Genomic DNA, 7,188 nt, shown 5'->3' on the forward strand with positions numbered 1-7,188 from the left:
ATCGTCGGCAGCGTCAGATGTGTATAAGAGACAGGTTCTAAACCCTTGGCCACAGGAGCTTCCACAGAAATAAAGCAAACGGAAAAATCAGGTTCTGAATATGATCAGGTTTATAACCTGAACATTAACCTTGACGCCCCTGTTGAAGCTAATGGTTTAAGCACCGGCGGTAATTACAGCGGCGATCTGGTCATGCTGTTTGAACCCGTAGTTACCGGGCCATAAGTTCCGTATGGCCACTTTGTCTAGCGAAGTGGCCTTTAACACTTTTTTATATTTAATTTGCCTGGAATGCATAATTAATGTTCATCAAGGAAAAGAAATGTTCTAAAAAAGGAGAGGTTTATCTGACGCTATGCCGGTCGATATTCCTGACGTTGATTATCACTACTCATGCGCAGGCTAATAACCCATTAAAATTCGTCTATGGTGTTCCAGCCGGTTTTAGCGAATCCGAAATTGATGACACCGCAAAATATGTTGCCACCATTGATGGCCTTACCTTGCCGGATTTTATCAGTTATTCACCACAACTGAATAAGCTCAGTTTTGATCAGGAAAAATATCGCAGCAATGCCGTTACCCCCGAAGTCATCACTAAAATGCAGAAAATATTCGATCAACTGGACTACAAAAAATGCCAGAACGGTTGCGATCTCACGCTGGAGGGTCAATACGTGACGGTGGATAAATTACGGCGTGCCATTACCCTGCGCAGCAGTGAAAGCGACTACATTTTGCCTGCAACCTCATTGGGATTGGTACACAACCAAAACGTGGATATCCGCACCTCCAGCGATCGTTATCGCGCCGCAAATATCAATAGTAATGCCTGGCTGGGCATGCCCTGGCAAAGTTTTGCCTACCTCAACTGGTACAGTAACTACAGCAGCATGCGTGGAGAAAACTCTCACCATCAGGGCATTTCAACCTACTACCTGCAAAAAAACTTTACCTCCACTTATTTACGTGCAGGCCGGCAGAACAGCATCGACTTTAACTCGGGCAGCGTTAGCACCACGCTCTCCCCCAGCTTTGATCAGTTTGTGACCCTCGGCAGCCAATCGAACCTGCGTGTCGGCGGCGACAACGGTGAGCTAGTGCTGTTCTCCGCCGCTGAGGGCAACTACGAGTTCTATCGCGATGGCCGTATGATCCTCAAGCGCCCGGCGGTTCTGGGGCGCAATGCTATCAGCGTTAACGATCTGCCAGGTGGCTACTATTCGGTCGAAGTTCGCTTGGTCGATCGGAACGGCAATATCATCAACCGCGAAAACCACGCCATCAGTAACGTCAATTTTGGCGGTTATCCCGGCTATGTAGCCTGGCATCTGACGGCGGGTAAAGATCTTGGCAACGATGGGCATTTGCTGGAAGGTGGTTTCAGCCGTGATGTGCTGTGGTTTTTCTTCAATGGAACCGTTATCAGAGGTTCACAAGGGAAATGGGCTACCGAAGGGAATATCACACGTCCAGGCACGCTGGGGGATGTCCAGATCGCGCCAACACTTGGAATAATGAGCGGTGAAAAGGGCACTGGGGGTTATCTCAACCTGTCGTTGAACGGTAACACACTGGGCAACCTTTCTTACAGTCGTTATCAGCACAATAACGTTTCTTATTACAGCTATGGCTCATCAAGCAGCGCGCTCTCTTACAGCCGTGGCCTGGGAGGCACGCTGCTCTCGTACAACTACAGCCAATACTCCAGTGGCGAATCGCATCAGGTTGAATCACGCTGGAACTATCGCCCCAATGGCCTGTGGTCAACCTTCTCACTGGGTGTACAAAAAGGGGGATACCGGCAGTCCGGCGGTAACTACGGCATTTTTTTCAATACGACCTGGACGCTGGATCGCGTACAGGGCAGTTTCTCCGCCGCGCGTTCCGGTGGACAAACCCAACTCAGCGGCGACTATCGCCATGCCAGTACCGATACTTTTGGCACTACCACGTTAGGCACCACCATCAGCCGAATTAGCGATACCAATAACGTGAACTTGTATGCCACTCGCGAAGGTAGCCGTGGCGATGTTGCGCTGAATCTGGGCCGTAGCGCGAGCAACAATAACGCCGATCTCAACTACCGCGGCATGGTTGCCGCCAATACCCGAGGGATCGCACTTGGCCGCTACAGCAACAGCGGTACCGCCATGTTGCTCTCTACCCCCAGGCTACAGGGGATGGATTACGGCTTTGAGGTTGAGGGTGCTCCCGTTGGCAGTGGCAGCGTTTACGCCGTGCCTATCAACAGCTATCGGGATATCGCTTTTGCCCGTGTCAATAGTCAGGATCGCGAGCAGGACATCAACGTTGAAGTGCCTGCCAATATCACACGCGCCCATCCAGGCCAGGTCTACGCAGCCAAAGCCAGCGTGGATATTAACCTGCTGTATAACGGATTTTTGCAAGACGCGCAGGGGAACCCGGTGAGTGGAACTGTCCAAGAAACCGGTGACATTGCCTACCCAAATGGCCTGTTCTCCATCGCTAGCAAGCAGCTATTACCCGCCATCGAGGTCGAAAACCAAAACCGTCGTTTTCGCTGCGATCTGAGCAAACCCAATAACAATGTTTACACCTGTTCGGCACTGTAGTGCCAGGCATTGCCCTACCGGAGTCATGATGAAAAAAACACTTTTACTGCTTCCCCTGTTGGCCAGCCTCAATGGCTTGCCTTTAAACGCCAGTGCGGGGCCACAATTGATGGTAACGCCAATCAGCCTCAAGGTTTTTAACCAGCATGAGCAACGCGTCTCGGTGCGTAACACCGGCGATGCCCCGCTCTATCTTTCGATCTCTCTGGCAAAGGTGGATAACCCCGGTGAAGCGCAGGAACACAAAACACTCATCAGCCAACTGCCACATCCAGAACTGATGGCCACACCCAACAAACTGACGCTGGGGCCTAACCAGTCGCGGGATATCCTCCTCACGTCGTTGCAAGAGCCAGCAAGCGAGACTGTGTATCGGCTTTATGTTGTCCCCGTTAAATCCCTGGAATTCAGCGGAGCCACAGACGATAAAATTACTGCCCCGGTGACGCTTTCTATAGGGTATGGCGTATTGATACGCCATCTGCCCGCCCCAGCCAATCAGCGCACTGCGCTGGAGCACCGTTGCGGCGTTAATGAGCTCACCTTGCTCAATAGCGGCAATACTCGTCTACTCCTGCGCCAGGTTAAAGCAACCCCAGCCAGTAATACGGTGACTGACGTATTGGCGCTGTTTCCCGGTACGCCACAGACCTTGAAAATCAGACAGTTTAGCGCCGATCTCGATGGCAAACCGGTTGAAATCACATGTCCCTGATCTTCTGGCGCGGGTTAAGCGTATTGATGGCGCTGCTGCTGGTACACAGCAGCTACGCGGGGGGGTTATTAAGCCTCTCACAGGCTGAGTTGACCGTCCCACTCCAAGGCCGGTTACCCGAACTGGTAGTGGAAAACCGCGGGGACGGGCCACTGTATCTGGAGGTCCGGCAGCAGTTGCTGACCAATCCGGGACTCCAACCCGAAACATTGATTGACGTAGGTCATACCGAGTCTCCCTCATTGCTGGTCATGCCATCGCGTCTGATCCTTGGCCCTGGTCAAAAAAGAACGATGCAGTTACGTGTGCTTTCAGCACCGGCGAAAACCCAGGTATGGCGTATCACATTTCGGCCACAACAACATCTGAGCGTGACCACCGCAGGATCAACGCCTGCAGGCCTGCCTTTGCTGGTCAGCATCGGCTATGGGGTGGTGATTTATCAGACAGGGAGTCAATCATGAAGCAGCGTTGCTCGCTAGCCTGCACACTGTTGCTGGCATCGGCCCTGCTCTCGACAGCCGGTGCCAATGTAGTGATGCTTAAAGGGAAAACGACCAGTCGCGTCAGCGCTACCGTCGTTAAAGCCAATCGACTCATCGTCAATGATGCCAACGGCGGTTGGTATACGCAGGAAATGGAGATGTTCCAGTACGGTGCGGCTAATTCCCCCTATCAAATCGAGTTGCCACTGCGCATCACCTCCAGCAACGGTGTTTTTCAGGTGAGCCTGGATGAGGCATTGATCCTCCGCCAAGCTCAAACGCCAGCACTGCAATTTCAGCCCGCCCAGATCAGCATGGCCAATGTGGGAAACGCAGCGCAAACACTGTCGGTAGGCGCACCGGTGCAGTTCCATAACCCCGCTTCGGCGCAGCCATTGCAGGACACCATGGGGGATTACACCCTCAACATCAGCGCACTGCCACCTGATGGGGATTTCAAAACTACGGCGGGGATTTATCAAGGGGAGCTGAAGCTCACTTTTGAACCTGTTGCCAAGGCGCAGCCATGAAGCCGCATCTTTTATCCTGGTTCCTCGGCCTGAGCTGCGCGCTTCTGCCCGTTGGCGCAATAGAGGCGGCGATCGACATTTCACCGAAACGCATTGAGTTGCGAGGTGACGAACCGCAGACCATCACGGTCAGCAATAATGGCGATCGGATTGAATACGTCACTATCGCAACCGAGTTAGTGACCAACCCAGGCGTTCACTTTTCCCAGGAACAACGTATTCCTCTGGGGCTGGTCCGCCAACCTACGCTGTATGCCTCGCCGTTCAAACTGACCCTCAGCCCGCAGCAGCATAAGGTGATCACCCTGCGGCCATTGAAAAGCGTGGAAAGCGAAACGGTCTATCGTCTCAATGTACGCCCAATAGTGCAGTTGCAGGGCACCTCAGCAGAACGTGCAGCATCGGGCATCGCCGTGAACCTGAGCTTCAGCGCGATCATACGCCAACGACCAGACCGCGAAAAAACCGGGCTTGATATCCAATGCGAACACGAGGGTGCACTCCTCACCGCAACGGGGAATGTCCACGTCACCCTCAAAGGAATACTGACTGACGGCCTCCCGGTTGCAGATCTCAACATCTACCCGGGAACACCGCAGCGCTTGCCGGGCAAACAAATCACCTTACCTGGCTATCGCGGTTGCCTCGCCAGTAAACGCACGGAAAAAGAGTTATGAATATTGCTATCTTCGATCAAAACCATTTCTACGCCAATGGATTGAAAGTGATCATCAATGAGTTTCTTTCGCAAGGCGCTAATATCACCATCAACGAGAGCTCCTTACTGAGCACAGCGCACCTGGTTATCCGCACGCCCGCCCTTTCAAGTTGGGAGGAATGGCAAAGCGCCTTTAACCATCCCCAGACGCTGTATATCTATCATCGCCTATTGCCCGCGGACCCGCTTCGCCGGGATAACGCACTGTATCGCGGTGATCCGTTAGGGATGACGTTAAACACGCTGAAGCAACATTTGCACCGTTGCCCTGATGAAGAAATTCCCCCTCCATCAATAAACCGCACGCTGTCAGATACCGAGATCCAAGTGCTCAAACTGATCAAGAGGGGTTGGTCTGACAGAGTGATTGCAGCTCATTGCCGGCTGCGCACCAAAACCGTCAGTCTGACACGATGCAACGCGATCAAAAAAATGGGGTTACACAATCGCCTTGAGCTTTATCAGTTGCTCAGCAAACTGCATTTCTAATTTGTCGAATCTAACAGGTATTATTATGAAACACCTTCCCATTCTTTTTTCATTGCTGCTTTTTAGCGCCGGTTCAGCCTTTGGTGACAACCTCCCAAGCAAACCCGACAAAGTCGTTTCTGATATCAGTAGCTGCCAAGTGACTAACATCGGCACCAATACCTGGAAAGCGACCTTTTCTGTCAACTGGTTGCCAATGCCGGTTGAAGCACCAGGAGGGGTTAATTGGAGCGTACGTGTCGGGAGGGGGTTGGTGATTTACCTCTATGATAGCAAAGGCAACGCCATCTCTACCTATATTCCTGCAACTGACGTCACTATGAACAGCTATCCCCCAGGAGGTGCTCAGGCCGCTTTTACGAAAGGTAAGGGCTTTCTGTCTTATGGACTCCAAGCATCCAATGGGTGGGGCAACTTTGCCGCCTATTCGACTAGCGTCGAGGTCAATGTAAAACGAACTGACGTGAGCATAATGGCTATATATCCCATGAATGTTTATAATTCAGGTATGGCATACGACCAAGCTGGTGCGGTCTATTTTGCAGCCTCACAGGCAACATCCAAGTGCCAACTGATGACCAACCCCGACACCCGCCCGGTGATCGTGAATCTTACGATGAATGCCCCTGACTGGGACTTAGGCGAGATCGCCACCGGCCAGCAACAGAAAGTCATGACCAACAACGCCGATCGCCTCTGCATCAGTTATCTTTCCACTGAAAGTGCCGGTAAGGATTTTATCGTTAATGCCACTAACGCTAACGGGATGGTGAATAATCGCTTTCTCCTCAAGCACAGCCTGACCCCCACCAATACGCTTCCCTATACCCTGACGCTGGACAGTATGGGCAAACAGATCCTGCTGCCGAATACTGACAATTCCAGCATCAGGTTTGAAGACAGCGGTAACCAAACCTGCTTTACACCCACGTTTGATCTGTATGGCAGTGACGACCAGGAGTTAGGCGACTACACCGACGTAATCACCTACGAGATCGTGGCCAAAAGTTAAACTATTCGACCTTGGTCAATATTTAGGCATACAAGTATGGTAAACCATAAGACACCGGAGTCTCGGTATTCTGGCGGGTAGACAAAGATGCAGATTATAGCGTACTCAATGACGTCGTTAGCCAAGGTGCCAATGTACATATAAACGAATCTGGCAGCCAAGGTTGCTAACCCAGGTCTTGACATTGATTTTACATTTCACGATTTGAAGGCAAAAGGCATTTCGGATCTGGAAGGTTCGCTCAGTGAGAAACAGGCGATATCTGGCCACAAAAATGCGAGCCAAACGGCAACTTATGACAGGAAAGTAAAAATTGTGCCGGTGGTAGGTAATCAATAAAAGTGAATGGATATGCTGCTTTCGGTTTTTATTTGCCGAAAGCATCTTCCGAACATCTTCTGAAACGTGATTTTTGGCACAAAAAAACCGCCTCTCGGCGGTACGACATTACTACATATTGCTTTGATTATTCTTAGTTTATTTTCCTGGTACCGGGGCGGGACTTGAAGAACATATTCATTATTTTGAAATTAAAGAAGTATTTTACAAGGCAACACACAATATACTGTCTCTTATACACATCTAAAAAGGGGGGGGGGGGGGGGGGGGGGGGGGGGGGGGGGGGGGGGGGGGGGGGGGGGG

General features: G+C 51.5%; 9 protein-coding genes. All 9 read left to right on the forward strand.

What is annotated here, in order from left to right; translation table 11 throughout:
• The first annotated feature begins 45 nt into the window (after positions 1–45).
• On the forward strand, positions 46–225 hold the full coding sequence (locus JHD74_RS25105) for a hypothetical protein (protein ID WP_199063797.1): 180 nt from the start codon (positions 46–48) through the stop codon (positions 223–225).
• 77 nt (positions 226–302) lie between these two features.
• On the forward strand, positions 303–2,597 hold the full coding sequence (locus tag JHD74_RS25110) for a TcfC E-set like domain-containing protein (RefSeq protein WP_199063798.1): 2,295 nt from the start codon (positions 303–305) through the stop codon (positions 2,595–2,597).
• A 28-nt stretch (positions 2,598–2,625) separates the two neighbouring features.
• The gene (locus tag JHD74_RS25115) at positions 2,626–3,312 is read left to right on the forward strand and encodes a pilus assembly protein (RefSeq protein WP_199063799.1); all 687 of its coding nucleotides are present in this window, start codon (positions 2,626–2,628) and stop codon (positions 3,310–3,312) included.
• On the forward strand, positions 3,303–3,776 hold the full coding sequence (locus JHD74_RS25120; protein WP_074031300.1) for a hypothetical protein: 474 nt from the start codon (positions 3,303–3,305) through the stop codon (positions 3,774–3,776). The genes JHD74_RS25115 and JHD74_RS25120 overlap by 10 nt, the downstream gene beginning before the upstream one ends.
• A complete protein-coding gene (locus JHD74_RS25125; protein WP_199063800.1) occupies positions 3,773–4,327 on the forward strand; it encodes a hypothetical protein in 555 nt (184 codons plus the stop codon). The genes JHD74_RS25120 and JHD74_RS25125 overlap by 4 nt, the downstream gene beginning before the upstream one ends.
• Positions 4,324–5,004, forward strand: coding sequence for a hypothetical protein (locus tag JHD74_RS25130; RefSeq protein WP_199063801.1), 681 nt, complete (start codon positions 4,324–4,326; stop codon positions 5,002–5,004). The genes JHD74_RS25125 and JHD74_RS25130 overlap by 4 nt, the downstream gene beginning before the upstream one ends.
• Entirely contained in the window at positions 5,001–5,534 is a 534-nt protein-coding gene (locus tag JHD74_RS25135) for a helix-turn-helix transcriptional regulator (protein ID WP_199063802.1), read from the forward strand. The genes JHD74_RS25130 and JHD74_RS25135 overlap by 4 nt, the downstream gene beginning before the upstream one ends.
• 25 nt (positions 5,535–5,559) lie before the next feature.
• On the forward strand, positions 5,560–6,546 hold the full coding sequence (locus tag JHD74_RS25140; RefSeq protein ID WP_199063803.1) for a hypothetical protein: 987 nt from the start codon (positions 5,560–5,562) through the stop codon (positions 6,544–6,546).
• Positions 6,547–6,696: 150 nt separating this feature from the next.
• On the forward strand, positions 6,697–6,885 hold the full coding sequence (locus JHD74_RS25145) for an integrase (protein WP_074031294.1): 189 nt from the start codon (positions 6,697–6,699) through the stop codon (positions 6,883–6,885).
• Positions 6,886–7,188: the final 303 nt, after the last annotated feature.

Origin of the sequence: Serratia sp. ASV30 (assembly GCF_016428815.1) — a bacterium.
Taxonomy (GTDB): Bacteria; Pseudomonadota; Gammaproteobacteria; order Enterobacterales; family Enterobacteriaceae; genus Chania; species Chania fonticola_C.

Coding starts and splice junctions, on each gene's coding strand:
- JHD74_RS25115 (WP_199063799.1), top strand. CDS start 2,626: ATGAAAAAAACACTTTTACTGCTTCCCCTGTTGGCCAGCCTCAATGGC.
- JHD74_RS25110 (WP_199063798.1), top strand. CDS start 303: ATGTTCATCAAGGAAAAGAAATGTTCTAAAAAAGGAGAGGTTTATCTG.
- JHD74_RS25120 (WP_074031300.1), top strand. CDS start 3,303: ATGTCCCTGATCTTCTGGCGCGGGTTAAGCGTATTGATGGCGCTGCTG.
- JHD74_RS25140 (WP_199063803.1), top strand. CDS start 5,560: ATGAAACACCTTCCCATTCTTTTTTCATTGCTGCTTTTTAGCGCCGGT.
- JHD74_RS25125 (WP_199063800.1), top strand. CDS start 3,773: ATGAAGCAGCGTTGCTCGCTAGCCTGCACACTGTTGCTGGCATCGGCC.
- JHD74_RS25130 (WP_199063801.1), top strand. CDS start 4,324: ATGAAGCCGCATCTTTTATCCTGGTTCCTCGGCCTGAGCTGCGCGCTT.
- JHD74_RS25135 (WP_199063802.1), top strand. CDS start 5,001: ATGAATATTGCTATCTTCGATCAAAACCATTTCTACGCCAATGGATTG.